Consider the following 22,588-nt stretch of genomic DNA (forward strand, 5'->3'; position numbering starts at 1 on the left):
TGCTGCAACCGCCTCACGACGGCGCTTCCCCCGGGGTAGAGGCACCGAGACCGGGCCCGCAGGACGGTGGAGGGCCGGTTGATGCCTGATCGAGCGCTTTCGACACCGCTCGACGACAGCTTCGAGCGCTACCTCCAGGACAAGGGGAAAGGCCGCGGTGGCGACGGCGGGAACTACCGACGTAACGCTGCACGCGAGCTCGAGCGGTTCGTCGAGTGGGCCGCCGGCGACCGCGGTGCCGACGACTGGACCGGGATCGTCCCCAACGACGCCGACCGAGAGCCGACCTTCGACGATCTCGATGAACGTGTCTTCCGGGAGTACGCTCGGCATCTCGGTGGAGATCGGGGACTCAAGCAGAACACGGTACAAACCTATTACCGCTATATCTCTGCGTGGTGTGGCTGGTGCGTCAACGAAGGGTATCTCGAAGCACATTACGCGCAGCGAGCGAGTGCGATGGCGCCGCTGCCGGAGGATGACGGCCGCAAGCCCGGTGACCAGCAGGCCTGGACGTCGGAACAGCGCCACGCCCTCACCCGCCATGTCGACGAACGGGCCCGCGACGCCGTCGAGGCGTACACGACACTCCCGGAGGATACTGACTCCCTCGACAAGCAGCGAAGACGCTACGCGGCGCTGAAGGCGGCTCGTGACCGGGCGCTGGTGTTCGTCCTCGCGTACACAGCTGTCCGCGTTGGGGAACTCCTCCGAGATCCAAACGACCCGCGCCGGCGCGGCATCCGCTGGGAGGACCTCTCCCTCGACGACGGGAGTATGGACGTCTACCGGAAGAAACAGCAGTGGGACGCCGCCAGTCTCCCCGATCCGGTGATCTCGCCGCTGCGGAGCTACCACCAGCTGATGAATCCACCGACGGAGCGCTGGCCGGTGTTTCCGACGTTCGACCAACGGACGCTCGCGGAGCTCGTTCGGGAAGAGCTAGTCGAACGAGGGGTACGCTCAGAAGTGATAACTAAGCGCCGTGACGAATACGCCCGCGACCTACTGCTAGTGCTCGATGAGGACATTAGGCCGCCGTCGATCACGACGGACGGTGCACGGTCGATTCTCCAGCGGCTCTCTGAGACCGCAGAGATCGATATCGACCATCCAAAGCACGATTATCTTGCTCCGCACGGTGGTCGACGTGGGATGGGGGAGGTACTTGTTCGCGCGTTTGGGTACACGGTGGCGGCCCGGTATCTCGATAACTCCGAAGAGATGGTCCGAGAGCGCTACTCGCACATCGAGGCCGGAGAACTCGGTGACGTTGCAACAGAGGCGCTCTCAGAAATTGATGGGTAATTAACGGTACTCCCAGGTGCCGAGTTTTCGGCACTACACTCTTCTCAACATCTCTCGAACTCTATCGTATGCCTGACAACGTTCTCGTCGCCTTGGACGGCTCCCCGCTTGCCGAGCGTGCACTCATGTACGCACTCGAGACCTTTCCGAAAGCCACGATTACCACCATTTACGTCATCAACCCGATCGATTCGGTAATCGATGTAGAGGCCGGTGGCTTGCCAGTCGCAGAGGACTGGTACGATACCGCCCAAGAGCGGGCGACCGCGATTCACACGACTGCGACGGATCTCGCGGCGGACCACGATATTGTGCTCGATACTGTCACTGAAGTCGGGAAACCAGCGCGTGAGATTCTCGACTACGCTGCCGACAACGGCATCGACCAGATCGTAATGGGGAGCCACGGTCGGTCAGGCCTAGACCGGACGTTCCTCGGAAGTGTTGCCGAGACAGTCACTCGCCGAGCACAGATCCCGGTAACCATCATTGGATGAAACCCTCGACTCGTGTGCCGGGATTAGGATCGGATGAATGCTCGTGGGCCCACCTCAAACGTGAAATCAAACCAACTCATAGGTACCGAGAACGTGGCTGTTACTGAATCTCCATCTCTCTCGACGTGTACGATCCATATTGAACGACGAGGTGGTCGTGGCGACGCGGGAGCACGGGCACTTGAACGACATCTCAGGCGTCTCTCCGGCGTCCACGATGTTGACGTCTCGTTTCGAACAGGGGACGCCCGGATCACCTACGACGGGAGCGTCATCTCAGAAGAAACGATTCGAGACGCTGTCCGCGACCGCCACGTGTCGATTCAGGACGAATCTGAGACAGCAACGGATGAGGTGAGTACCCGCTCGGAACTCAGGCGGGAGGTCGTGTTCGTCGGCTTGACCCTCCTCGGGATGGCCGTCGGCCTGGTGACGGGGTGGCTCGAAGGACCTCAGCTTCTCATGTGGGCCGGGTACGGCGTCGCATACGTCTTCGGTGGCTGGTACGGGCTCAAAGGCGCGGTCGAGACGCTGCGCCACCGTGCGGTCGACATCGACCTCTTGATGATCGTCGCGGCACTCGGTGCCCTCTCGATTGGCGCCCCGTTCGAGGGCGCGATGCTCCTCTTCCTGTTCTCGCTCTCGAATACGCTCCAGCACTACGCGATCGGCCGCTCACGCCGAGCGATCAAGTCCCTCGTCGAGATGCGACCGGACGAAGCGCAGGTGCTACGCGACGGGGAGGAAGTCACCGTTCCCATCGACGATGTCGCCGTCGGTGACGTGTTCGTCGTTCGTCCCGGCGACAGAATCCCGCTCGACGGCGTCGTCACGTCCGGCGAGGGGACGGTAGATCAGGCGTCACTCACCGGCGAGTCAGTGCCCGTGCCGAAGGAACCCAAGGACGAGGTGTTCGGGGGGACGATCAACGAGAGTGGTAGCCTCGAAATCGAAGTCACGCGGCAGGCCCACGAATCGGCGATAAGCCGTCTCATCCACATGGTCGAGCGGGCCCAGAGCGAGAAGGCGCCGACACAGCGGCTCATCGACCGCCTCGAGCAACCGTACGTCCTCGGCGTGTTCGGGCTCACGATCGCGGCGATCGCCATCCCGCTCGCGCTCGGAAGCGAGTTCACCAGCACATTCTACCGCGCGATGACACTGATGGTCGCTGCGTCGCCGTGTGCGGTCATCATTTCCACGCCGGCGGCGGTGCTGTCGGCGATCGCCTCCGGCGGCCGGCAGGGCGTCTTGTTCAAGGGCGGCGAACACGTCGAGGCGGCGGCGAACATCGACGCGGTCGCATTCGACAAAACGGGCACCCTCACGCGGGGCGAGACACAGCTGACGGACGTGTTCGTCCGGGATGGCCTCGCGGACGAGTCACTGACGCCCGACGAGCTGCTCTCGCTCGTAGCCTCCGTCCAGGCCCGCTCGGAGCATCACTTGGCTCGTGCGACCGTCTCGGAAGCCGAAGCCCGCGCCCTCGACGTCCCCGACGCGCGACGGTTTCAGTCGGAGGCCGGGAAAGGCGTGCGCGCCGACGTCGACGACGGAACCATCCACATCGGGAATCGGAGTTACGTCGAGACGGTTCTCGAAGACGCTGCGATCGAGGGACTCGAACCCGGTCTCGACAGGCTTCGGACCCTGGAGGCGGAGGGGAAGACCAGTGTCCTTGTCGCCCGCGAGCACGCTGGCAACGCCACGGTACTGGGATGGCTTGCGTTCACCGACACGGTCCGGCCGGGGGCTGCAGAGATGATCGAGGATCTCCGGTCGCTCGGTGTGGAGCACATCGTTATGCTGACCGGCGACAACGAACGTGTCGCCCAGCAGATCGCCGACGAAGTCGGTATCGACGAGGTACAGGCGGAACTGCTGCCGGAAGAGAAGGTGGCTACCATCGAGGATCTGGTTGAGCGATACGAGAACGTCGCGATGGTGGGTGACGGCGTGAACGACGCACCGGCACTGGCGACGGCGACGCTCGGGATCGCGATGGGTGGCGCCGGGACCGACGTTGCCCTCGAAACGGCTGACGTCGTCTTGATGGGCGACGACATCGGGAAGATCCCCTACGTGCTCGGACTCGGTCGCAGGACGCGCCGGACGTTGACGGTCAATCTCACAATCGCCTTCGGTGCGATCGCCCTGATGGTTGGGACGATTCTGTTGCGAGGCATCCCCCTGCCGCTGGCCGTGGTCGGCCACGAGGGGTCCACCGTCCTCGTTTCACTGAACGGGCTTCGGTTACTCGGATTCCGTGAATAACGGTCGCTGAGGGCTTCGAACGGACCGATCAGCAACAGCTGGTGTCGTCGGGAGTCCACTCACACGCATTGCCGGTAGTAAGATTGTGTTCGTCGATATATGCGGAGAGACAGGCGTAGTTACAGAAGTACTTGGGCGAGCCACAGTCATCATCGCAGTCGCGGACGCAGATGGGGTCGTGGTCGAAGATTTGGGATTCACAGTACGCACACGTCTCGTCTGTTTCGGGTGTTGAGACGGTCGTCGACATACTCGTGTCGAGGAGGCTCTCACGGATAACGTTTCCTCGGGCTGTACTGAGTGATGCCAATTACCAGTCCGCATTATCACCCACAGATGTCCCCCGCAGAGCTGTAAAGCCGCCCGTCACAGTTCCTCAGCTCCTGGTTCGCGTCACCCGTCGATATCCTTCGTACAGGGCCGGTAATCCGAGCGGAAGTGCGAGGAACCCGAACCCGAGAAGGGCATATCGGTCTGTATCCTGGTGTCGCATGACGAGGAGCGTCGTGACTATGCCGAATAGCGCAATTGTGTATGCCGTGTTGCTCCAGAGCACGTCGTAGGTCGAACAGTACAGCCAGCAAACGAACGTGTAGGCTGGGGCGTTCCAAGTCGGAGGATGGAGTTTCGGCCAGAAGAACCGGCAGTACGTGGTCCAGCCCAGCATCGCCAGGGTCGGCAACCCGACGAGCCACACCGCTGCTCCACGGCTCCTGTCGCCGTATCGCCGGTATCCGGCGAGGAAGAGTGCGGGGAAGCAGAAAACCCACAGCCAGATGCCGATAGTGTAGGTCACTGGCCAGTGCTCGATGCGGGGCTGTGTAATCGGTAATCGTAGAGACTCGGGCAGCGTCGCCCACGGGAACGAGGGGTCGGGAACGGGATTCGTGAGGAACGCGACCAGACAGAGTCCCGTCCCGACGAGGAGTCCGTACAGTCCCAGCGTCGTGTATCGGTCAAGCCACGCTGGAAGATGCGGACGCGTCGAATGCTGACGACTGTCGGCGATTCCGGTCATCGTTCAAGTTTCGCGGGTGGAAATCAGGTATCTCGTTCGAGTGCTTCGCGTCGCTGTTCGTATTCCTCGTCGGTCAGCTCTCCGCGGGCGTAGGCGAGCCGGAGCTCTTCGAGGGCTTGGTCTGAGCTACTCTCACTTCCCGTAATCGCACGGTAGATGAGGTAGCCACCGCCGAGGAGGGCAGCGAGGAACAGTAACTGCATCACGATGCCGACGATGAACATCCAGCCAGGCATCGTCCCGTCACCCCACATGTGACCGCCCCACATCCCGCCCATCATTGGGCCGAACCCCATCATCCCGAAGCCCATGAAGAACAGTGGGACGATGAATACGGCGCCGATGATAACGAGGAGGAGCGTAACAAGTCGCGTGTCGTCTGAATTTGTCGGCATATTGTAATCCCTCCGTGAGTTTGGGTCTCAAGTAATACTACGTCCTAACTATTCAATGCGGTTGTGCCTTCGACCTGCGTGTTCTACCCGCCGCTAATCTTTTGAATTCATACTTACCGCGGCTCTAACCCGAACTATCTGAAGGAAAACTGCAAAAGATGATCCGCACGATGATACATCTATGCAGGTGACGATGGTCGAGGGCATCTTCGAAGCCCTCCGAATCGGTGTCGGGTTCCTCTGGACGGCGGCGTGGGCGATCATTATGGGTCTCACGATCACGAGTCTCGTCCAGGTCTACGTCTCCAAGGAGCGAATGGCACAGGTGCTGGGCGACGGTGATCTGAGTGGGCTCACCAAGGCGACCGCGTTCGGCGCGGCGAGCAGCGGCTGCAGTTTCGGCGCTGTCGCTATCGGGAAGGGCCTGTTCAAGAAGGGAGCGCACGCGGTCAACTTTCTCGCGTTCATGTTCGCGTCGACGAATCTCATCGTCGAACTCGGGCTGATGATTCTGATTCTGCTCGGCTGGGAGTTCCTCCTGGCGGAACTGCTGGGCGGCCTCATCCTCATCGCCGTGATGGCGGTGATCGTCCACCTCACGCTCCCCGAGAATCTCTTCGACGAGGTCCGGGAGACGCTCAACGAGCGCGACCGTGAGGCGGGCGTCACCGAAGACCCCACCTGCGGGATGGAAGGCAAAGACGAGTACACGCTCACGACCGACGGTGGGGAGACGCTCAAATTCTGCTCGGAGGGCTGTATGGAGACCTACCGCCAGGAGACGTCGAGTCGCGGCGGGTGGCGTGACGAGTTGCTGTCGTGGGGTGGCTGGTACAAAATCGGGAATCAGTACCGCAAGGAGTGGTCGATGATCTGGAAGGACATCGTCGCTGGCTTCCTCATCTCGGGGTTCGTCATCGTCTTCGTCCCCCAGTGGGTGTGGAACACGCTGTTCATTCAGGGCGACGGCCTGCTCGTGACCGCCGAGAACGCAATTATGGGTGTCACCATAGCCGTCCTCAGTTTCGTTGGCAGTATGGGCAACGTCCCGTTCGCCGTCGCGCTGTGGGGCGGTGGCGTCAGCTTCGCCGGGATCATCGCGTTCGTCTACGCCGACCTCATCACGATCCCCGTGCTGAACGTCTACCGGAAGTACTACGGCTGGAAGATCATGCTGTACATCCTCGGCGTCTTTTTCGTGACGATGGCGTTCACCGGCTTCCTCATGGAGCTGCTGTTCGACGCGCTGGGAATCGTTCCGGATCTGGCGGGCGGCGAGACGGCGACGGAGCAGACGTACTTCAAACTCAACTACACGTTCTATCTCAACCTCATCGCGTTCGCGCTCTCCGGGTTCCTGCTGTATGTTTATCGTCGCGGTCTCGGTGCTCCCGGCCAGTACCGCGATCCCGTCTGTGGGATGCGGACTGACGACAGCGAGCCATCGGCGACGCACGACGGCGAGACGTACTACTTCTGCTCGCAGACCTGCAAGGAGACCTTCGGAGAAAACCCGGACGAATACGCCACCGGGCATCCGATGGTGATGGAGGGGCACGACCACTGACGGACAGCTCGTTGATGGTTCACAGTCTCGATTGAGTACGTCAGTCGTGCTTGGACACATCCGCTGACGCGGCCATACTGAACACGCTACCGTGACTCTTGAGCAGAGAGAATTGGAAGCCGAATTTATGATACCCGCCTTTGAATTCTGACTGAATGTACGACCGAATTCTCCTGTCGACCGATGGAACTGTTGCGTCTGAAGATGCTGAAACGCATGCACTCGAGCTCACAGCCGCTCACAACGCAGTCCTCCATGTGCTCTACGTCGTTGACGAGGATGTCGTAACTGCGTACAGCGGGGACGAGTACGTCGACGAAGCCGAAGGTCCCGAACACGGTCTCGAAGAACACGGCGAGGAGACGCTTTCCGAACTCCGACGTCGAGCCGCAGAAACCGATGTCGATGTCGAGACGGCAATGCAACATGGCCGCCCCGCTGAGACCATCGTGGACCACGCAGACGACTGTGACGCCGATCTCCTCGTGCTCGGTACCAAACGCCGGCCGGACGAATATCGTGCGTTGCTCGGAAGTGTCACCGACCGCGTCCTTCGGCTGACGACGCGTCCGGCAACCGTCGTGAAAACCGAAGTCAGCGAGTAGGGAACGACCGTCCGTTACCGTCCATCATCTGGTGTGAGACGGGCGCGACGGCGGTCAAACTCCTCGTCGTCGATCTCGCCACGGGCGTACCGCTCTTGGAGGACGGCGAGTGCGCTATCCTCAGCGGGGCCGTTCGATTGCGACCGCGTTCCCAGCCAGTAGATGAAACCGAGGGGGACGGCGACGAGGAGTGCCATCCACAGGAGCCCGAACAGCATCATCCCCCAGCCCCAGCTACCCCATCCGGCCATGTGGCCGTCGTTCCACATCCCGTCGTGCCAGCCCCACATCATTGCATCTGGGACAGTCGCGTGTGTTAGCGCCATTCCGGCGACGACGGCCAGAGCCAGCGCTCCGACGACGATGAGTCCCAGAGAACGAATCCCGCGTGCTTGAATTGGATTTTGCATTGTTGTACTCCCAAAGGTCTCGGCGTGGTTAGCCGAGGATGTATTCGAGGGCGGGGTAGCGCTCGACGAGCGTCTCGCCGCCGACGTCGTAGTTCTCGATGTACTGGTCGAGGCCCAGGATGCGGCCCGCGGCGAACGCGGCGACCGCGAGGAACACGAGCATGTACGCGAAGTCCCCGTTGATGAACCCGTGACCCATGTCCCAGTTCCCGAAGTAGAACATGAGCATCATGAGCGCGCCGAAGAACGCCGCGAGGCGGACGAACGCGCCGACGAGCAGGCCGAGGCCGATGAACAGCTCGCCCCACGGCACGGCGACGTTCGCGAACTCGACGAACCACGGCGTGCTCCCCATCCACGCGAACATGCCCGCGAGCGGGTTGCCGTTGGTCGCCGCGACGTTCGACAGGTAGCCGCCGGCGGCGAACTCGCCGGTGATCTTCGTGAACCCGGAGTACGCGAACGCGTACCCCATCATGAGCCGGAGCGCGAGCACGAACCACGCGCTGAGGCTGTGGACTTTCCCGCCGACGGTCAGGCCGCCGACTCTGCTCTCGAGCTGGTTCATGCCGGAGTCGAGTGTGGACATAATTATTGCACCTTCAACTATCAGTAGGCGGAGTAAGACGATATAATAGCGAGCCGGCGTTCTGAGTCAGAAAACCGGGGGACTATATTACCCTCCTGTCGCGAGTACGGACGTGTGACTGAGGAGTCCGACCCGTCGGAAATCTTCGCTACACTCGACGACGAGTACGCTCGCGACATCCTCGTGGCGACGAAGACCGACCGACTGTCTGCGAAGGAACTCAGCGAGGAATGTGACATGTCACGCCCGACCGTCTCGCGCCGTGTCACCCGCCTCGTCGAGCAGGGCCTCCTCGAAGAGTATACGCACGTCGACCCCGGAGGACGGCACTACAGCGAGTACGAGGCTCGTCTCGAACGTATTGAAGTCCTCCTCCAGGCAGAGGGCTTCGATGTCCAGATCGATGTCCGGGCGGACCCCGCCGACCGGATTACGACCATCTTCGAGGAGATGCGGGGAGACTGACTTATGGAACACACGCTATTCGTCATCGGCAAACTGTTCACGACCGCGTTAGCACTGGTCATCGCATATCAGGCCTATCGCGGGTACCAACGACATCACACGCAGTTACTCCTGTACGTCGCCGCCGGCTTCGCATTGGTCGGGCTTGGCGGCCTCCTTGAAGGCGTCCTCTTCGAACTCCTCCAGGTGTCGATCTTCGAAGCAGGATTCGTCGCAGCACTCGTCACCGCAGCCGGGATGCTGTCTATCCTCTACGCCCTGTATGCCCCGAATCCATAAGGATTCAGGACGCCCATTCGACAAGCGGCCTCTGCGCGTCGTGCCCGGTTCGAAGCCGCTACTGTTCGGACTCCCCTCGTTCTCGATAGTGTAGCGTCGCAGTGGGAGTTATATCCATATCGGTCGTACCATATCGTATGATTCGAACAATCGTCGGTGTCCTCGGCGCTATCTCAGCGCTGTTCCCGGACGAAATCGTCGAGCTCTTCGAGAAACTCGCGATTTCGAATCCAGACGAGGGAACAGTGAGAGGGTGGATACGTCCAGCAGTCCGGTCGGAGGGTGTTCTGATAGCTGCGCTTTCACTCTTTAACGGGCGAGCATACGCGTTGCTGATGAATCTTACCGGCGTGTTCGGCGCGATAGTCCTCTTATTTCCCGACCTGTATCAGAGATTTGCCACCGCGTTCCTGTACGAGCGTCCAGAGTCGATAGAATGGAACGAGCGATTCCGCTTGGGCATTCGGGCTATCGGCGCACTCTATGTCTTTTTAGCGGCGAAGACGTACAGGGAGCGTCACAACGATACTTGAGCCTTCTCGCTATTGACACCTGGCGCATCCGATGTCTAGTTCGTTACGGCCGCAGGTATCACTTTGAATCTAAAGTTTGAGCCCCACGATATCAGTATGTTCGAAGGGGAAATCCGCTAAAGAGAGGAGGCCGTGTGTATCCCTGTATGACGACGACGATCATCGTGGAAGGCATGACGTGCGGTCACTGTGAGCAGACGGTCGAAGAGGCCCTCGAAGAGGTATCCGGCGTGACTGACGTGACCGTCGACAGGGAGAGCGAACAGGCAAGCGTCGATGGTGAGGCAAATGTCACAACTCTCGTGGAGGCCGTCGAAGACGCCGGGTACACCGCTTACGCCTGAGAATCGCGCGGACCACTCCGAGACAACGGCCAACCGTTGTCTTTGAAGCTTCGCTACGCTGGTCCTGCTGTACAGTTTCAGTGGGAAAGATTCAGGGGGCCGGCGGATCCACCTCTACAGAGAATATGGGCAATGGACGACCACAAAGATACAAATGAGAATCCCCCTGGAGGGGAACACCAGCAGGACGACAGCAGTCACCAGCACGAACACGGCGAGCAGGATGAATCGGACGCCGAGTCGGACGAGCAGCGGGTAGAACAGGACCTACTGGAAGAAGAGGCACACCCTGCTGCGGAGAGTGAGACGGTGCTCGACGAGCAGCACGAGCACGCTGGACACGAGGGCGAAGGACACGACCACAGCACTCACGAGGGGCACGGTGAGGGTCATGGCGGGATGCACGAGGGCCACGAGCAGATGTTCCGCCGGCGCTTCTTCGTCTCGACGCTCCTGTCGATCCCCGTCCTCCTGTACAGCGAAATGTTACAGGAGTGGCTCGGGTTCTCCGTCCCAGCGTTCCCGGGCAGCGAGTGGATCAATCCCGTCTTCGCGGTCATCGTCTTTGCATACGGTGGGGTGCCGTTCCTCCAGATGGCGGTCCCGGAGCTGAAAGACCGGTCGCCGGGGATGATGACGCTGATCTCGATGGCGATCACCGTCGCATTCGTCTATAGTCTCGCGAGCGTGGTCTTCCCCACACAGTCGGCGTTCTTCTGGGAGCTCGTCACCCTGATCGACATCATGCTCCTGGGGCACTGGATCGAGATGCGGTCGGTGCGACGGGCCTCGAGCGCGGTGGACGAACTGGCGAAGCTGATGCCGGACACCGCCGAGCGGATCACCGACGGCGGCGACACCGAGGAAGTCCCAGTGAGCGAGCTCTCCGAGGGCGACCTCGTACTCGTCCGGCCGGGTGCGAGTGTCCCTGCTGACGGCGTCGTCGAAGAGGGAGACTCCGACGTCAACGAGTCCATGATCACGGGCGAGTCAAAACCGGTCTCGAAAGACCCCGGCGACGAGGTCATCGGCGGGACCATCAACGGCGACGGGAGTCTTCGCGTGCGCGTCGGTGCGACGGGCGAGGAGACGACGCTCGCGGGAATCATGCGCCTCGTCGAGGAAGCCCAGCAGAGCAAATCCAAGACACAGGTACTGGCCGACAGAGCGGCAGGCTGGCTGTTCTACGTCGCCCTCGCGGCGGCAGTCGTGACAGCAATCGCGTGGACGCTCGCGGTCTCATTCGACGCAACGGTCATCGAGCGCGTCGTCACAGTGCTCGTCATCGCCTGCCCGCACGCACTCGGGCTCGCCATCCCCCTAGTGGTCGCAATCAACACGTCATTGGCGGCTCGCAACGGGATGCTGGTCCGGGACCGTATCGCGATGGAGGAGGCGCGGAACCTGGACGCCATCATCTTCGACAAGACGGGGACGCTCACCGAAGGCGAACACGGCGTCGTCGACATGGCGACCGTCGAGGGCGTGGAAGAGGACGACGCTCTCGCGCTAGCAGCAGCCGTCGAAAGCGACTCCGAACACATGATCGCGCGAGCCATCCGCGAGGCCGCCGACGAGCAGGACCTCACCGCACCTGACGCGACCGACTTCGAGGCGATCAAAGGCCGGGGCGTCCGTGCGAACGTCGACGGAAAAGAGGTGTACGTCGGTGGACCGAACCTGTTGACCCAGCTCGATAGCGAGATCCCCGACCATCTCCAGCGCTTCGCTGACGAGGCCGGACAGAACGCCCAGACAGTGGTGTATCTCGTTCGTGACGGAGAGCTAATCGCCGCCTTCGCGATGGCCGACGTGATCCGCGAGGAGAGTTTCCGCGTCGTCGACGCGCTCCACGATCTGGGTATCGAGGTGGCGATGCTGACAGGGGACTCCCAGGACGTCGCCAACGCCGTCGCCGACGAACTGGGCATCGACACGGTGTTCGCGGAAGTCCTCCCCGAAGACAAGGACGAGAAAGTCCAGGAACTCCAAGACCAGGGCAAGCTCGTGGGGATGGTCGGCGACGGTGTGAACGACGCGCCGGCGCTGACCCGGGCCGACGTCGGTATCGCGATCGGGAGCGGCACCGACGTCGCCGTCCAGTCGGCCGACGTCATCCTCGTCCAGAACAACCCGATGGACGTCGTTCGGCTCGTGAAACTCAGTAAGGCGAGCTACCGGAAGATGCAGGAGAACATCGTCTGGGCGGCCGGCTACAACGTGTTCGCGATTCCGCTCGCAGCGGGCGTCTTGGCACCGATCGGGATTCTGCTGTCGCCCGCTGTGGGTGCGCTCTTGATGTCGTTGAGTACAGTCATCGTTGCCATCAACGCTCAGCTGCTCCGCCGCGTGGACCTGTCCATCCCCGAGCTTCCAAGCGGGACACCAGCGACTGACGCACAACCTGCAGACTGAAACGCTCCCGATCGCTTCGGAGCTTCTTCCAATTGAGTTCGGTTAATGGACAGCAAATGGCGACACTGCGTGATTTCGGTGGGTATCGCTACGCGGTCACCGGTTCCACAGTTTTCCCGAAGGGTGCATAGTTCGGTATACACAGACGCTCGTCTGATGGGCTACATTGCTGCGCCAGCACTAGGTTTATACCGTTAGACGGACTTCTTTCCAACATGAGCCTCGAAGAGACGGTTGACTACCTCGCCGAGGAACTCGACCTCGAGCGGAGTGAACACGTTCGCGAGGTCGGACAGTCGGTCGCCGAGCTTCGCGACTGATCAGAACATTTCTCTGAAGTCCCGTTCGACCAGTCCGTCCTCCAGATACGTGATGAACTCTTGTTTCGTTGGTCCTTGACGGTCAAGCAGATCGTCCCGCTCTGCTCGTTCGAGAACTGACTGTGCAAAGTCCGTACAGTGGGATTCGTGCTGTTCAGCGTACTCTGAGAGGGCTTCTCGCCAGTGCATATCCAGCTCGAACTGGGCTAATCGGATTTGGATTCCGTCTTTCCGTTCGACGAGATCAACGTCCAGCTCTTCGAGTTGCTTGAAACGGAGGTTGTTCCGGCGGACCGTGATGAGCCGCTTAGAACCAACAATATAGGGATCAACCCACTCTCGCCAGGTATCGTCGTCGACGTGCGTTCGTGGCATCTCAAAATCCGGCTCCACACTCTCAATACAGAACTGGAGCATCGCGATGCCAGTTCGATGATTCGCATTTGGGAGGGAATGTCGGAGGATCAAATTCGACATCACCTCTCCAGCGACGGTCGACAGTGGTGCTCCCCAGGAGACGTGATCGAGTGCCTGCTGGATCTTTTGCGGTTCGAACTCCTTGTAGAGCCGGAACTCATCCTCATCTCGAACATCGACCGCGGCTTCGAGCAACTCTACTAATCGGAATGCGACAACCTGCCCAGCACGGGGGAGGTCACGAATACGGTCGCTCAGCCATTCCTGATCGAAGTCGACCTCTTGGGCAGATTCGATCTCTGACTCGCCTTCGTAGAGCACATAGACCGGTGTTTCAAAGGGGTACCCGATGAGCTTTGTCGACTCGTCGGATTGCTCTCGCTGAGACAGGATTTCTGCCACCGATGCCGAGCTAAATTTGAGGGAGAAATTCTCGGCCTGTGGGTGGTGATAGAAGACGAGCTGAGCCATCTTACTGTGGATTCGTGGGAAGTGGGTAAAGCAGTCCCGCTTGTATGTTGATTCTACGACGGAGTGGGTGCGTTCACATCTTCTAAATACTGACTTTCCCACTCACGTCGCGCCTCGATTTCCCGTAATCCCCGTTGCGTGACCGTATACACGTTCGTCCGCTTGTCGAGTTCACCCTTCTCCAGCAGTCCTTTATTGACGAGATCGTCGAGATTCGGATAGAGGCGGCCATGATTGATCTCCTGTTCGTAGTAGTCGTCGAGTTCGGCCTTTACTGCGAGCCCGTGTGGTTCCTCGAGCCCGGTGGTTACGTACAAGATGTCCCGCTGGAACCCAGTTAGATCGTGCATCTGCCTGTTCCCTATTTTTGTGGGTGGCATATGTTCTCTCTGGTACTCAGAGGCGAATTCGGCGGGACTGGTCAGGAAGACTACGTGAGAACTTCGAACTTTTATATAGTGGACAAGAGAATTCCGCGATGGAATGTCTGACCTAATCGTCAAAGCAGCTGTGAAGGACGCACTTTCGGACCACAACGTCTCGGCAGATTTCTACGACGCCCTCAACGAAGAGGTCGCCGAACTGCTCGACGACGCCGCAGGGCGTGCCGAGGCCAACGACCGGAAGACGGTCCAGCCCCGCGATCTGTAGGCCTGCGTAACGTAGCCAATCCCGTCACTCGAACGTAGCTTTTTGAGATTCCTGTTCAGAAGTTAGGAAACGGAGATGGCGGACGCACCGGATACCGAACGGCAGGCGGTCGAACCCGACGCGAAAGAGGTACTTAGCGTGTCCCAGCTAAACGACCGGATCGCGTCGGTTGTCCAGGACACGCCTGCCCTCAACGGCGTCCGCTGTATTGGTGAAGTCACTGACCTCCACCAGAGCAGCACGGCGCTCTACTTCACGCTCACCGACGGCGACGCCGAGCTCCCCTGTATGCTCTGGGCGAACCGCTACCGGGAGATGGACGCCGACCTTGAGGACGGGACCGAGGTCATCCTCGAGGGCGATATCGATTACTGGGTCGAGGGTGGGAAAATCGACCTCAAACCGTGGGAGGTGATCGTCGTCGGCGACGGCGACCAGGCAGCCGCCGTCGAGCGACTGCGAAGCGAACTCGAAGAGCGTGGCTGGTTCGACGACGAGCAGAAACAGCAACCGGCGGCGTTTCCGGAGCGGGTCGGCGTCGTCACGTCCCTCCGAGGAGACGCCCGGTACGACATCCAGAACGCGATCCACGAGCAGGATCCCACTGTCGACATCCTAGTGAAAGATGCGACCGTCCAGGGGTCGGAGGCGCCGACGTCCATCGCGAACGGCATCCACCATCTCGACCGCTCGGAGGACGTCGACGCGATCATCGTCGGCCGCGGCGGTGGGAGTGATTCGAACCTCCAAGCCTTCAACACCGAGCGGGTCGCGGAGGCGATCTTCACCGCCAATACCCCGGTGGTCACCGCGATTGGACACACCGATGACCGGCTCATCGCGAATCAGGTGGCTGACGTCGCGACGATCACGCCGACAGCCGCCGGCGAGTATATCGTGAACTCCCGCCAAGAGTTCCTTGCGAGTGAGATCGAGCCGCTGGAGCAACAGCTCGACGCCGCGTACGAGACCTTCCAGCAGAAGCACGAACACGAACAGGAGCTCGCCGAAGCAGTCGATGAAGCGACTGCACCCGAGGGCCTCCCACCGATTTACTATAAGGTCGCCATCGTAGTGCTACTGTTGCTGTTATTGGTCATCACCGGGCTTTGGCTGGGGGTGATCTAACCGTGGCAAAAGATCCAGACATCCACGATCGGCTGAGTCGCGTCGAAGAGATCATTGAGCAACTCGACACGGACGAGTGCGACCTCGATGAAGGCACAGCACTCCACGAAGAAGGTCAGCAACTCCTTGACGAAGTACGCAGTCTCCTTGATGATGGAAGTGGGGACGTCGTCGAGATCGAGTAGAACGGTTCTAGTGTGAGAGTTTAACCAACACCCACGCGATAAGACTCCACCCGTTGGTTAAGGCACACCTGAAACGTTCCTAAATTATTTTCCGATAATTTGTGTGGCGAATCTCAATCTCGAACAACCAGAAAATATTTATCTATTTTCCAGATAGTCAGCAAATATGTACCGGGACTCAGCCGGTGCATACCCATACCCGCATGTATGATTACGAGGTCAGTCACCATCGAGGACATCGATGATCTGTACCTGATGTGGAACGACCACATCAACGCCTCCGCCCTCTATCGCCGCGCCCTCCGCGAGGAAATGGAAGTCCGCGGTGTTGATCCCGAAGAACTCCGCGAACTCCTCGAACGGGCCCGCGAGCAGGGCTACACACTTGAAGAGATCGCAGAGGACACAAACCGATTCGACGACCTCCAGTCGCTCGTCGAAGAGCAGCAGAACCAGCCACCGACTGGAGACGCCACAGATGATTGACCCGCTATGTCACAGGACAAGACTCCCTCCGACCCTGAGCGTAGCACCGACACCGAGTCAGCACTAAGCGGCAAGATACCTCGGCAGGCAGCGCTCACCGTCGTCCTACTGAGCCTGTTTGCTGTCCAGCCAGTTGCCGCTCAGAGTAACGCAGTCTGTAGCGCAGACAACCTCCCGAGCATGATTGAGGGGTTCTTCCAGCTGACAACGGCGCTGGGGATCGTCGGCCTCGCCATCGTCTGGCAGGCTGACTCCCTTATCGAGATGTTCACCCTCAATCCCGAGCAGAAGAAGGGCCTCAAGCGGCACAAGCGCTCCGCGATGAAGTCCGCGGTCGTCCTCGTCGTCCTCGGTCCGCTGTACACGGTCGCCGGGTCGATGATGGGCCTCCCGCTGGCGCAGTGCGTCGACCTCGTCCCCTGGTAAGCACCCTACAATCCCCGTTGCGAGCCCTATGGACCACCGAGAGCTCTCCGTGCTCATGGCCGGCTTGCTCGTGACGAGCCTAGTCACGGGTATCGTCGCAGCCGACCCGCCGCGACCGGGTACGGAGGGGAACGGGCTCACCGAGAACGAGTCTGCGACGCTCTGGTCACGTGATTCGGACAACTACATCAGCCAGGAGGAGTACCGCCAGCGGTACGGCGAGAACCGCTCCGCCGTCCACCAAGTCGCGAACGGGACCGACGTCACGTTCAAACGCCCGCCCGCGACCGCGGCGACGTGGACTCGGAACGACTTCGAGGACCTCGACGCCGGTGGGGCAGACACGTCCGTCCATCCACCGCACGCGGACCTCGAGGACGGCGTCTTCATCGAGGATGTCCACGCCACTATCTTCGCGGTCCAGCCCTCAACGCGCGGGCACCTCGAGTCAGGTGAAACCCCACTCTACATCGCACCGAACGGGACGATGCGGGGCTTCGTTGACTATCGAGTTCGGGTTCCGAACGGGAGTTCGTCCGGGAACACGACCATCGAGTGGTCGCTCACGGAGCACGAAATAGAGGAAGTCCGGCTGAAGAAAGATGGTGAGACCATCGCGACGCAGGACGGGTCCCATACGCCAGCCCTCGACTATCAGATCGAGGAGGACTGGAGTGCGAATCTCACGCTCGAAGCGGAGATCAGTGCCCGTCTGAAGAAGACCACTCGGTTCGACCAGGGCAACCGGACGGACGTCAACGTCACCTACCAGACGGAATCACGCAACGTCTCGGACGCGATCGACGTCGAGATCTACGACCTCTCGGCGTATCCCTACTACGCCGAGTACCCCAACGGCGACGCCGGCGTGGCGATCTTCCAGTCCCGCCCGTGGCAAGGCTATACCCTCACCGAAGATGGCGATGCCCGGGTGCGCGGTGTCTGGCGGTTCTACACTGCTCGGAACACCAACTGGGACACGCTCGTTCGGTCGAACCGGACAGATAGCGCCACCGTCGAGTCGGATGCGATTCCCGTGTACGTCCACGCCTATCCGTCTCGCATCGGACCGCGTGCCGAGCCGGTTCGAGATGGCCCCGAACTCATCGAAACGTGGGGGACTGACCGCCCGTCGCCGGTCGGCACCATCGGGGAGAACATCAACATCGACATTGTCAACCAATCGTACACGACGACGTACGGCGTTGCCGTTCGAGCGGAGACCGTCGACCGTGAAGCGCTCCACGTTGCGGGTATCGTCCGTGGCGTGAACGCCTCGATCGTCGAGCCGGACGGTGGCTCCGAGCGACAGCTCCGTCGCAGTAACCTCACCGTTGAGGTACTCGAGCAGAACCAGTCACAGGCGACACTCCGGATTGAACTGCGGGACAATCAGACCAGCGCTCCCATCACGCTCGACGATAGCCGCCAGTACCCGATTGGCGGAACCACCCGGAATGGATACATCACCGTCGCAGATCAGCGCGTCGAGACCAACGAATCGGGCGTGGCAATCGTGACGATCGACGAGCCGGGGATCTACACGGCCCGCTACCATCCGGGTTCGTGGCTCAGCCATAATCCCGCGTACGTGAGCGATTCCGCGACGGCCCGCTGGCATCCACTCGGAACGATTGAAGGCTGGTTCGCCCTCATCTTTGAGGTCGGCTGGCAGCTCCTGCCGTTCTTCGTGATGTTCTACGCTGGCAAGCGCCTCCTGCGGATGCTCGGCCCAGAAGACATCTTCGGACAGAAACCATGACTCAGGACAATCCCCACCTCAGTAGACGGACCGCCCTCCGAACAGTCGCCGGCGCCACTCTGGCTAGCATGGCCGGGTGTTTGGATGGTAATGAAAGCACGACCCCAGATGGTAGCGAAAGCCCGTCGAGCGGGACGGGTGTATTCCAGCAGGTAGCCATCGATGGGACAGCACTCGTGGTCGAATTCGCATCAGATTCAGAGTTCGACCAGATTAACCTCATACAACCGAATGGAGAGCTGTTCGGTCAGCGGGAAGTGGCTGCAGGCTCACAGCAGGTGTCCTTCGACCTTGGAACAGCCTACGAGCCAGGCGAGTACAAAGTATTCGCTCTTAGAGGTGAGGAAGAAGTCGGGGAGACCTCGGTGACTGTCCAACCAGACCTCCAGATCGTGGAGATGGGAACTGGCAGAAACCAACCTGAGAAAATGTGGGATGGCTCGGAAGACGAGATCAAGGAGGAAGCGTTCGTAACCCTCGAAAATCAAGGGACTGGTCACGATGCTGTTACAAAACTGCTCTTCATCGGCGATGTCCCCTACCCTTCCGACGAGGAGGGGACGAACTATGCGGATGATGAAGATGTAAGTGGAATCTATGACCCTGATTCAGATTCGGAAGTTGAACAGGTCATAATTGCCTCCGGAGAACAAGCTACGATATACAGTTCGCGCTCACCGTTCGCATTCGTTCCCGGAGCAGGAACGTCCTGTTCAGAGGAGTCGAAGACTGGTGAGTTTGACCTCATCCTCGAAACCAGAGTTGGAGGGGACCGAATCACCAAAACGTACAGTATCCAGTATTCAGCGTCCCAAGAGCCGGATAACTGCGAAATTTCCATCAGTGAGGGCTAATCATGGTTGATCTAATCGACGTCGTTCTGGAGGGCTTCAAAGAGGTCGTCGATTGGGTAATTAGCCTCTTCATGGACGGTCTGCGGTCAGGCTACGAGACCCTCTCCGAGGAGATGTTCGGGACGCCTACACCAGAGACCGATGGTGCATTTGTCTTCGGCGATCCCAATAACGCTCCTTGGCCTGCGATTCAGGATGCACTGGTCGGTGGTGAGATCATGCTAATCTCGCTACTTCTCCTCGTGATGTGCGTCCAAGGCCGTCACACTGTCCGGATCTTCAATATCGGAAGCGCATACGAGGCCAGACGTACCAAGAAAACTGCCTGGGTCGGTGCATTCCTTATCATCACCTGGTACTGGGTGAGTATTCTCGGCCTCTACATCGTGGACGGGTTCACGATTGCCTTGATGCCGAGTTTGAGTTCGCTGGGTGATGCGATGCTCAACTTCTTAGAGGTCTCGCTCACTAATCCCGGTCTTTCACTCGTATTCGCACTCATTGGAGGACTCTCGATGTGGGCTTTGGAGGCACTCTACTACATTCGCGAAGTCTTGCTCTACGTCTACGTGTATGGAATGCCGATTGCGTTCGCGCTGGCCTACGGAAACATTCCCGTGCTCTCGGATATCGCGATGGGGTTCAGTAAGCGATTCGTGCCATTAGCCGTCCTGCCTCTCCCGGCAGCAGTAGTGTTCAAAGGATACGACCTACTGTACTCTCAGAACGCAATTTCCCCGAGTAGCCCATTCTTGCGGTATCTGGTCGCCGCGTCACTCCCCCTAATCGCACTCTACCTGACCTGGAAGACGTTCAAATACGCGACCCCGCTAACGGCGAAAGTCCTCGGCGGTGCAACCAAGGGAGCAGCCCTTATCGGCGGCGTTGCTGCCGGGGCCTACGTCGGCGGTGCCGGCGTCGCGACGACCGCGGCCCGCTGGGGACCGAAAGCCGCTGCGGGACACGCTGTCGCCCAGAAGGCGGCAGCACGAGGCGCGAACAGCGACGATGACAGCGGGACGCCGTCCTACCGGCGGACCGAGAATGACCCTGGAGGTTACTAACAATCCATGTCCATCGACGAAGACGCAGCCGCACGGCGCATCATGGACCAGTTCGGTGAGGAGAGCCGCATCCCCTACCTCAACATCGAGGAAGGTGACGTGGGCGTCCTGATCGCCTTCCCAATCGTCGGCCTGTTCATCGCTGGCCTAACCGGCATCGAATCACTCGCTCTACCGTTCGTCGCAGGTGGCTTCGGGTTCGGCGTCGCGATCGTCTACGTCTCGCCCGACCACCTCAACGCGTGGACGTGGACGAAAGACGTCTATCGCTACGTCAAGCGCCCCCAGATCACGTTCAGTGCCCCGGAGGAGGGCGACAGTAGTACCAACGAGACAGAGCGCAACGAGGGCGGGCTCGCGAACTACACACCGTTCAAGCCCGACGAGCGGACGCAAGACCTCACGAACATCGAACGGGCGTGGCCGGGCGCTGGCGCAATCCAACGCGCGGACGGCACGATGGAGGCGTTCATCGAGATCGACCCCGGCAACATGGACTTCGCGATGTCCGACGACTGGGCACAGCTCCAGGACGCCGGCGAGGAGTTCGCCAACAAGGAACTGGACTCGAAGCTCAAACTCCACGCGACGACCCGCTCGTTCCCGGTCGAACAGATTACGGAGAACATCGAAGACCGCCTGAACGACGAGGACGTCAAAGAAAACCCGATCTTCCGGGTACTCCTCGAAGAGTATCGGGAGACGCGGCCGAAGGAGATGCGCGAACGGGGCATCCAGCAGGTGCGGTACTACATCGGCGTCGAGGTCACCCCACTGGAAGTCTACGACCGCTTCCGCGACGAGGGGACGCCGGCCGAGAAGCTGACGCAGTTCCCCGTCATCGGGTTCCTGTTCAACCCGTTCGTGACCCGCCGTGAGGACCTCACCGACGTCGAGCGCCGCGCACAGATGTTCGAGAAGCTGGATAGCCGGGTCAACGACGTGCGCTCGGAGTTCATCCAGCAGGCGTCGGGCTGGTCCGCACGCCGGCTCAGCACGGTCGAACTCTTCGTGTTGAATATGGACTTCTGGAACGGCCGCGAACACGAGTACGACGACGCAGAGAGCGTCGTTCGCGAACAACCCATCATCGGCCATTCGCGCCGGGAGGATGACCACGATGCGTAACCTCGTCCTCCAGACGGACAGCGGAGCCGTCGGCCAGCTCACGGAGTGGCTCACGAACCCAACCTCAGCGGAAGGTGCGGCTCTCTACATCCTGCTCGCGGTACTGGTCGGGATCGGCGGGAAACTCCTCTGGGACTGGTACACCGAAGACGACGAGGAAGAGGTCGAGTTCTCGGATTTGCTCGACGAGGAGACCATCGAACAAGGAGAAGCCGAACGCCAGCTTCTCGACGACATCGCCGAGTCACACAAGACGGTGACGGCGCCGGCGGCGATCGAGTGGGAGACGCGCGCGGCACGGGTCGGGGAGCAGTGGACGACGACACTGTACATCGCTGACTACCCGGACTACCCCAACGACGGCTATCTCTCCGAGCTCTTCGAGATGACGGACGTGCAGTTCGATCTGACAGCCCACATCACGCCGAAGAACCAGGAGCGGGCCCGGAACGAACTGCAGGACATCGCTGACGACCTCCAGGTGGACGCCGACCTCGAACAGAGTGTCCGGAGTGCCTACCTGCAGGAACGTGCCAACGAGGCCGCAGCGACGTACAAGGCCGTCGAGAACGGCGCGAACGTCTTCGACCAGGGGATGTTCATCACGGTCCGGGCCGACGAGAAGGAGGACCTCAGGGACGCCGTCCAGAAGGTCAAGAGCGCGCTCCGTGACGACCCGGCGAACCTCACGCCGAAGACGGCGATCTGTCGGCAGGATCTCGCCCTCCAGTCCGCCGCGCCCATCGGCGACAACGAATTCGGCCGGACATCGATTGCGCTCGGCGGCGCCGTCGGCGCCTTGCTGTCCTCGCCGCACAACGCGACGATTCTCGAGGAGGGCGGTGTGGAGTTCGGGATTCACAAAGATAACCAGAGTCCCGTGGTCATCGACCCGTTCGCGCGGGACAACGGCTACGCGATGTTCACCGTCGGCGACACGGGGTCGGGGAAGTCGTTCAGTTCGAAGCAGAACTTCATCCGCTCCATCGAGCAGAGT

Annotated in this window: 27 protein-coding genes; 20 read left to right on the forward strand and 7 right to left on the reverse strand. The window is 60.5% G+C overall.

The genetic code is table 11. The annotated features are described in order from the left end of the window. The first annotated feature begins 81 nt into the window (after positions 1-81). The 3 genes from IEY26_RS16115 to IEY26_RS16125 all read left to right on the forward strand — a co-directional run bounded on the left by IEY26_RS16115 (position 82) and on the right by IEY26_RS16125 (position 4,079). Positions 82-1,308: a tyrosine-type recombinase/integrase gene (locus tag IEY26_RS16115; protein ID WP_188980751.1), complete on the forward strand. Its 1,227-nt coding sequence runs from the start codon at positions 82-84 to the stop codon at positions 1,306-1,308. A gap of 68 nt (positions 1,309-1,376) precedes the next feature. Continuing rightward, positions 1,377-1,805 carry a universal stress protein gene (locus tag IEY26_RS16120; RefSeq protein ID WP_188980754.1) on the forward strand — a complete coding sequence of 143 codons (429 nt, stop codon included), beginning with the start codon at positions 1,377-1,379 and terminating at the stop codon, positions 1,803-1,805. Between the two features lie 93 nt (positions 1,806-1,898). After that, positions 1,899-4,079 carry a heavy metal translocating P-type ATPase gene (locus IEY26_RS16125; protein ID WP_188980756.1) on the forward strand — a complete coding sequence of 727 codons (2,181 nt, stop codon included), beginning with the start codon at positions 1,899-1,901 and terminating at the stop codon, positions 4,077-4,079. A gap of 28 nt (positions 4,080-4,107) precedes the next feature. On the opposite strand, the gene IEY26_RS16130 is transcribed toward IEY26_RS16125, so the two are convergent. The 3 genes from IEY26_RS16130 to IEY26_RS16140 form a co-directional block, all read right to left on the reverse strand. Beyond that, positions 4,108-4,329, reverse strand: coding sequence for a hypothetical protein (locus tag IEY26_RS16130; protein ID WP_137711720.1), 222 nt, complete (start codon positions 4,327-4,329; stop codon positions 4,108-4,110). Between the two features lie 126 nt (positions 4,330-4,455). Continuing rightward, a complete protein-coding gene (locus IEY26_RS16135; RefSeq protein WP_188980758.1) occupies positions 4,456-5,097 on the reverse strand; it encodes a hypothetical protein in 642 nt (213 codons plus the stop codon). Between the two features lie 23 nt (positions 5,098-5,120). After that, a complete protein-coding gene (locus IEY26_RS16140) occupies positions 5,121-5,492 on the reverse strand; it encodes an SHOCT domain-containing protein (protein ID WP_188980760.1) in 372 nt (123 codons plus the stop codon). 181 nt (positions 5,493-5,673) lie between these two features. Between IEY26_RS16140 and IEY26_RS16145 the strand changes: the two genes are divergently transcribed. Together IEY26_RS16145 and IEY26_RS16150 are read left to right on the forward strand one after the other, a co-directional pair. Beyond that, on the forward strand, positions 5,674-7,059 hold the full coding sequence (locus tag IEY26_RS16145) for a permease (protein ID WP_059058845.1): 1,386 nt from the start codon (positions 5,674-5,676) through the stop codon (positions 7,057-7,059). A gap of 155 nt (positions 7,060-7,214) precedes the next feature. Then, complete coding sequence (locus IEY26_RS16150; protein WP_188980762.1) at positions 7,215-7,664, forward strand: universal stress protein; 450 nt, start codon at positions 7,215-7,217, stop codon at positions 7,662-7,664. 14 nt (positions 7,665-7,678) lie between these two features. On the opposite strand, the gene IEY26_RS16155 is transcribed toward IEY26_RS16150, so the two are convergent. Continuing rightward, complete coding sequence (locus IEY26_RS16155) at positions 7,679-7,990, reverse strand: SHOCT domain-containing protein (RefSeq protein WP_229774182.1); 312 nt, start codon at positions 7,988-7,990, stop codon at positions 7,679-7,681. 112 nt (positions 7,991-8,102) lie between these two features. Further along, positions 8,103-8,663 carry a DoxX family protein gene (locus IEY26_RS16160; protein WP_058365957.1) on the reverse strand — a complete coding sequence of 187 codons (561 nt, stop codon included), beginning with the start codon at positions 8,661-8,663 and terminating at the stop codon, positions 8,103-8,105. Between the two features lie 114 nt (positions 8,664-8,777). Between IEY26_RS16160 and IEY26_RS16165 the strand changes: the two genes are divergently transcribed. From IEY26_RS16165 to IEY26_RS16185, 5 genes are all read left to right on the forward strand, one after another. Continuing rightward, positions 8,778-9,128, forward strand: coding sequence for an ArsR/SmtB family transcription factor (locus IEY26_RS16165; protein WP_188980764.1), 351 nt, complete (start codon positions 8,778-8,780; stop codon positions 9,126-9,128). Positions 9,129-9,131: 3 nt separating this feature from the next. Further along, the gene (locus IEY26_RS16170) at positions 9,132-9,407 is read left to right on the forward strand and encodes a DUF7521 family protein (RefSeq protein ID WP_004515576.1); all 276 of its coding nucleotides are present in this window, start codon (positions 9,132-9,134) and stop codon (positions 9,405-9,407) included. A 137-nt stretch (positions 9,408-9,544) separates the two neighbouring features. After that, a complete protein-coding gene (locus tag IEY26_RS16175; protein WP_092664124.1) occupies positions 9,545-9,940 on the forward strand; it encodes a hypothetical protein in 396 nt (131 codons plus the stop codon). A gap of 146 nt (positions 9,941-10,086) precedes the next feature. Then, positions 10,087-10,284 (forward strand): heavy-metal-associated domain-containing protein, encoded by a 198-nt coding sequence (locus IEY26_RS16180; RefSeq protein WP_092664122.1) that lies wholly within the window; start codon positions 10,087-10,089, stop codon positions 10,282-10,284. 132 nt (positions 10,285-10,416) lie between these two features. Further along, a complete protein-coding gene (locus IEY26_RS16185) occupies positions 10,417-12,699 on the forward strand; it encodes a copper-translocating P-type ATPase (RefSeq protein ID WP_188980796.1) in 2,283 nt (760 codons plus the stop codon). 320 nt (positions 12,700-13,019) lie between these two features. Here IEY26_RS16185 and IEY26_RS16190 read toward each other — a convergent pair whose 3' ends face one another. Both IEY26_RS16190 and IEY26_RS16195 read right to left on the reverse strand, forming a co-directional pair. Then, positions 13,020-13,907, reverse strand: a complete 888-nt coding sequence (locus IEY26_RS16190) for a hypothetical protein (RefSeq protein WP_188980766.1) — start codon at positions 13,905-13,907, stop codon at positions 13,020-13,022. Positions 13,908-13,960: 53 nt separating this feature from the next. Next, positions 13,961-14,257 (reverse strand): PadR family transcriptional regulator, encoded by a 297-nt coding sequence (locus IEY26_RS16195; RefSeq protein WP_188980768.1) that lies wholly within the window; start codon positions 14,255-14,257, stop codon positions 13,961-13,963. 133 nt (positions 14,258-14,390) lie between these two features. Between IEY26_RS16195 and IEY26_RS16200 the strand changes: the two genes are divergently transcribed. The 10 genes from IEY26_RS16200 to IEY26_RS16245 all read left to right on the forward strand — a co-directional run. Further along, a complete protein-coding gene (locus IEY26_RS16200) occupies positions 14,391-14,558 on the forward strand; it encodes a DUF1931 domain-containing protein (RefSeq protein WP_188980770.1) in 168 nt (55 codons plus the stop codon). Positions 14,559-14,633: 75 nt separating this feature from the next. After that, positions 14,634-15,686, forward strand: coding sequence for an exodeoxyribonuclease VII large subunit (gene xseA / locus IEY26_RS16205; protein ID WP_188980772.1), 1,053 nt, complete (start codon positions 14,634-14,636; stop codon positions 15,684-15,686). 2 nt (positions 15,687-15,688) lie between these two features. Continuing rightward, positions 15,689-15,871 carry an exodeoxyribonuclease VII small subunit gene (gene xseB, locus IEY26_RS16210; protein WP_188980774.1) on the forward strand — a complete coding sequence of 61 codons (183 nt, stop codon included), beginning with the start codon at positions 15,689-15,691 and terminating at the stop codon, positions 15,869-15,871. Positions 15,872-16,078: 207 nt separating this feature from the next. Further along, positions 16,079-16,357 (forward strand): hypothetical protein, encoded by a 279-nt coding sequence (locus IEY26_RS16215; RefSeq protein WP_188980776.1) that lies wholly within the window; start codon positions 16,079-16,081, stop codon positions 16,355-16,357. Positions 16,358-16,363: 6 nt separating this feature from the next. Beyond that, positions 16,364-16,783, forward strand: coding sequence for a hypothetical protein (locus tag IEY26_RS17755; protein WP_188980778.1), 420 nt, complete (start codon positions 16,364-16,366; stop codon positions 16,781-16,783). 28 nt (positions 16,784-16,811) lie between these two features. Beyond that, positions 16,812-18,545, forward strand: a complete 1,734-nt coding sequence (locus IEY26_RS16225) for a hypothetical protein (RefSeq protein ID WP_188980780.1) — start codon at positions 16,812-16,814, stop codon at positions 18,543-18,545. Continuing rightward, positions 18,542-19,399, forward strand: a complete 858-nt coding sequence (locus IEY26_RS16230; RefSeq protein WP_188980782.1) for a hypothetical protein — start codon at positions 18,542-18,544, stop codon at positions 19,397-19,399. The genes IEY26_RS16225 and IEY26_RS16230 overlap by 4 nt, the downstream gene beginning before the upstream one ends. Before the next feature lie 2 nt (positions 19,400-19,401). Next, a complete protein-coding gene (locus tag IEY26_RS16235; RefSeq protein ID WP_188980784.1) occupies positions 19,402-20,463 on the forward strand; it encodes a hypothetical protein in 1,062 nt (353 codons plus the stop codon). Between the two features lie 6 nt (positions 20,464-20,469). Further along, positions 20,470-21,591, forward strand: a complete 1,122-nt coding sequence (locus tag IEY26_RS16240; RefSeq protein ID WP_188980786.1) for a hypothetical protein — start codon at positions 20,470-20,472, stop codon at positions 21,589-21,591. Beyond that, the coding region (locus IEY26_RS16245; protein ID WP_188980788.1) for a VirB4 family type IV secretion system protein at positions 21,575-22,588 on the forward strand (1,014 nt) is incomplete at its 3' end. The genes IEY26_RS16240 and IEY26_RS16245, both read left to right, overlap by 17 nt.

The sequence above is a fragment of the Halocalculus aciditolerans genome, assembly GCF_014647475.1.
Classification (GTDB): Archaea; Halobacteriota; Halobacteria; order Halobacteriales; family Halobacteriaceae; genus Halocalculus; species Halocalculus aciditolerans.

What these genes read in the sequence shown, in the direction of transcription:
- IEY26_RS16230 (WP_188980782.1), top strand. Translation starts at nt 18,542, where the DNA reads ATGACTCAGGACAATCCCCACCTCAGTAGACGGACCGCCCTCCGAACA.
- IEY26_RS16185 (WP_188980796.1), top strand. Translation starts at nt 10,417, where the DNA reads ATGGACGACCACAAAGATACAAATGAGAATCCCCCTGGAGGGGAACAC.
- IEY26_RS16150 (WP_188980762.1), top strand. Translation starts at nt 7,215, where the DNA reads ATGTACGACCGAATTCTCCTGTCGACCGATGGAACTGTTGCGTCTGAA.
- IEY26_RS16170 (WP_004515576.1), top strand. Translation starts at nt 9,132, where the DNA reads ATGGAACACACGCTATTCGTCATCGGCAAACTGTTCACGACCGCGTTA.
- IEY26_RS16225 (WP_188980780.1), top strand. Translation starts at nt 16,812, where the DNA reads ATGGACCACCGAGAGCTCTCCGTGCTCATGGCCGGCTTGCTCGTGACG.
- xseA (WP_188980772.1), top strand. Translation starts at nt 14,634, where the DNA reads ATGGCGGACGCACCGGATACCGAACGGCAGGCGGTCGAACCCGACGCG.
- IEY26_RS16200 (WP_188980770.1), top strand. Translation starts at nt 14,391, where the DNA reads ATGTCTGACCTAATCGTCAAAGCAGCTGTGAAGGACGCACTTTCGGAC.
- IEY26_RS16160 (WP_058365957.1), bottom strand. Translation starts at nt 8,663, where the DNA reads ATGTCCACACTCGACTCCGGCATGAACCAGCTCGAGAGCAGAGTCGGC.
- IEY26_RS16145 (WP_059058845.1), top strand. Translation starts at nt 5,674, where the DNA reads ATGCAGGTGACGATGGTCGAGGGCATCTTCGAAGCCCTCCGAATCGGT.
- IEY26_RS16115 (WP_188980751.1), top strand. Translation starts at nt 82, where the DNA reads ATGCCTGATCGAGCGCTTTCGACACCGCTCGACGACAGCTTCGAGCGC.
- IEY26_RS16215 (WP_188980776.1), top strand. Translation starts at nt 16,079, where the DNA reads ATGATTACGAGGTCAGTCACCATCGAGGACATCGATGATCTGTACCTG.
- IEY26_RS16195 (WP_188980768.1), bottom strand. Translation starts at nt 14,257, where the DNA reads ATGCACGATCTAACTGGGTTCCAGCGGGACATCTTGTACGTAACCACC.
- IEY26_RS16175 (WP_092664124.1), top strand. Translation starts at nt 9,545, where the DNA reads ATGATTCGAACAATCGTCGGTGTCCTCGGCGCTATCTCAGCGCTGTTC.
- IEY26_RS16140 (WP_188980760.1), bottom strand. Translation starts at nt 5,492, where the DNA reads ATGCCGACAAATTCAGACGACACGCGACTTGTTACGCTCCTCCTCGTT.
- IEY26_RS16235 (WP_188980784.1), top strand. Translation starts at nt 19,402, where the DNA reads ATGGTTGATCTAATCGACGTCGTTCTGGAGGGCTTCAAAGAGGTCGTC.
- IEY26_RS16240 (WP_188980786.1), top strand. Translation starts at nt 20,470, where the DNA reads ATGTCCATCGACGAAGACGCAGCCGCACGGCGCATCATGGACCAGTTC.
- IEY26_RS16130 (WP_137711720.1), bottom strand. Translation starts at nt 4,329, where the DNA reads ATGTCGACGACCGTCTCAACACCCGAAACAGACGAGACGTGTGCGTAC.
- IEY26_RS16135 (WP_188980758.1), bottom strand. Translation starts at nt 5,097, where the DNA reads ATGACCGGAATCGCCGACAGTCGTCAGCATTCGACGCGTCCGCATCTT.
- IEY26_RS16120 (WP_188980754.1), top strand. Translation starts at nt 1,377, where the DNA reads ATGCCTGACAACGTTCTCGTCGCCTTGGACGGCTCCCCGCTTGCCGAG.
- IEY26_RS16190 (WP_188980766.1), bottom strand. Translation starts at nt 13,907, where the DNA reads ATGGCTCAGCTCGTCTTCTATCACCACCCACAGGCCGAGAATTTCTCC.
- IEY26_RS17755 (WP_188980778.1), top strand. Translation starts at nt 16,364, where the DNA reads ATGTCACAGGACAAGACTCCCTCCGACCCTGAGCGTAGCACCGACACC.
- IEY26_RS16155 (WP_229774182.1), bottom strand. Translation starts at nt 7,990, where the DNA reads ATGGCGCTAACACACGCGACTGTCCCAGATGCAATGATGTGGGGCTGG.
- IEY26_RS16180 (WP_092664122.1), top strand. Translation starts at nt 10,087, where the DNA reads ATGACGACGACGATCATCGTGGAAGGCATGACGTGCGGTCACTGTGAG.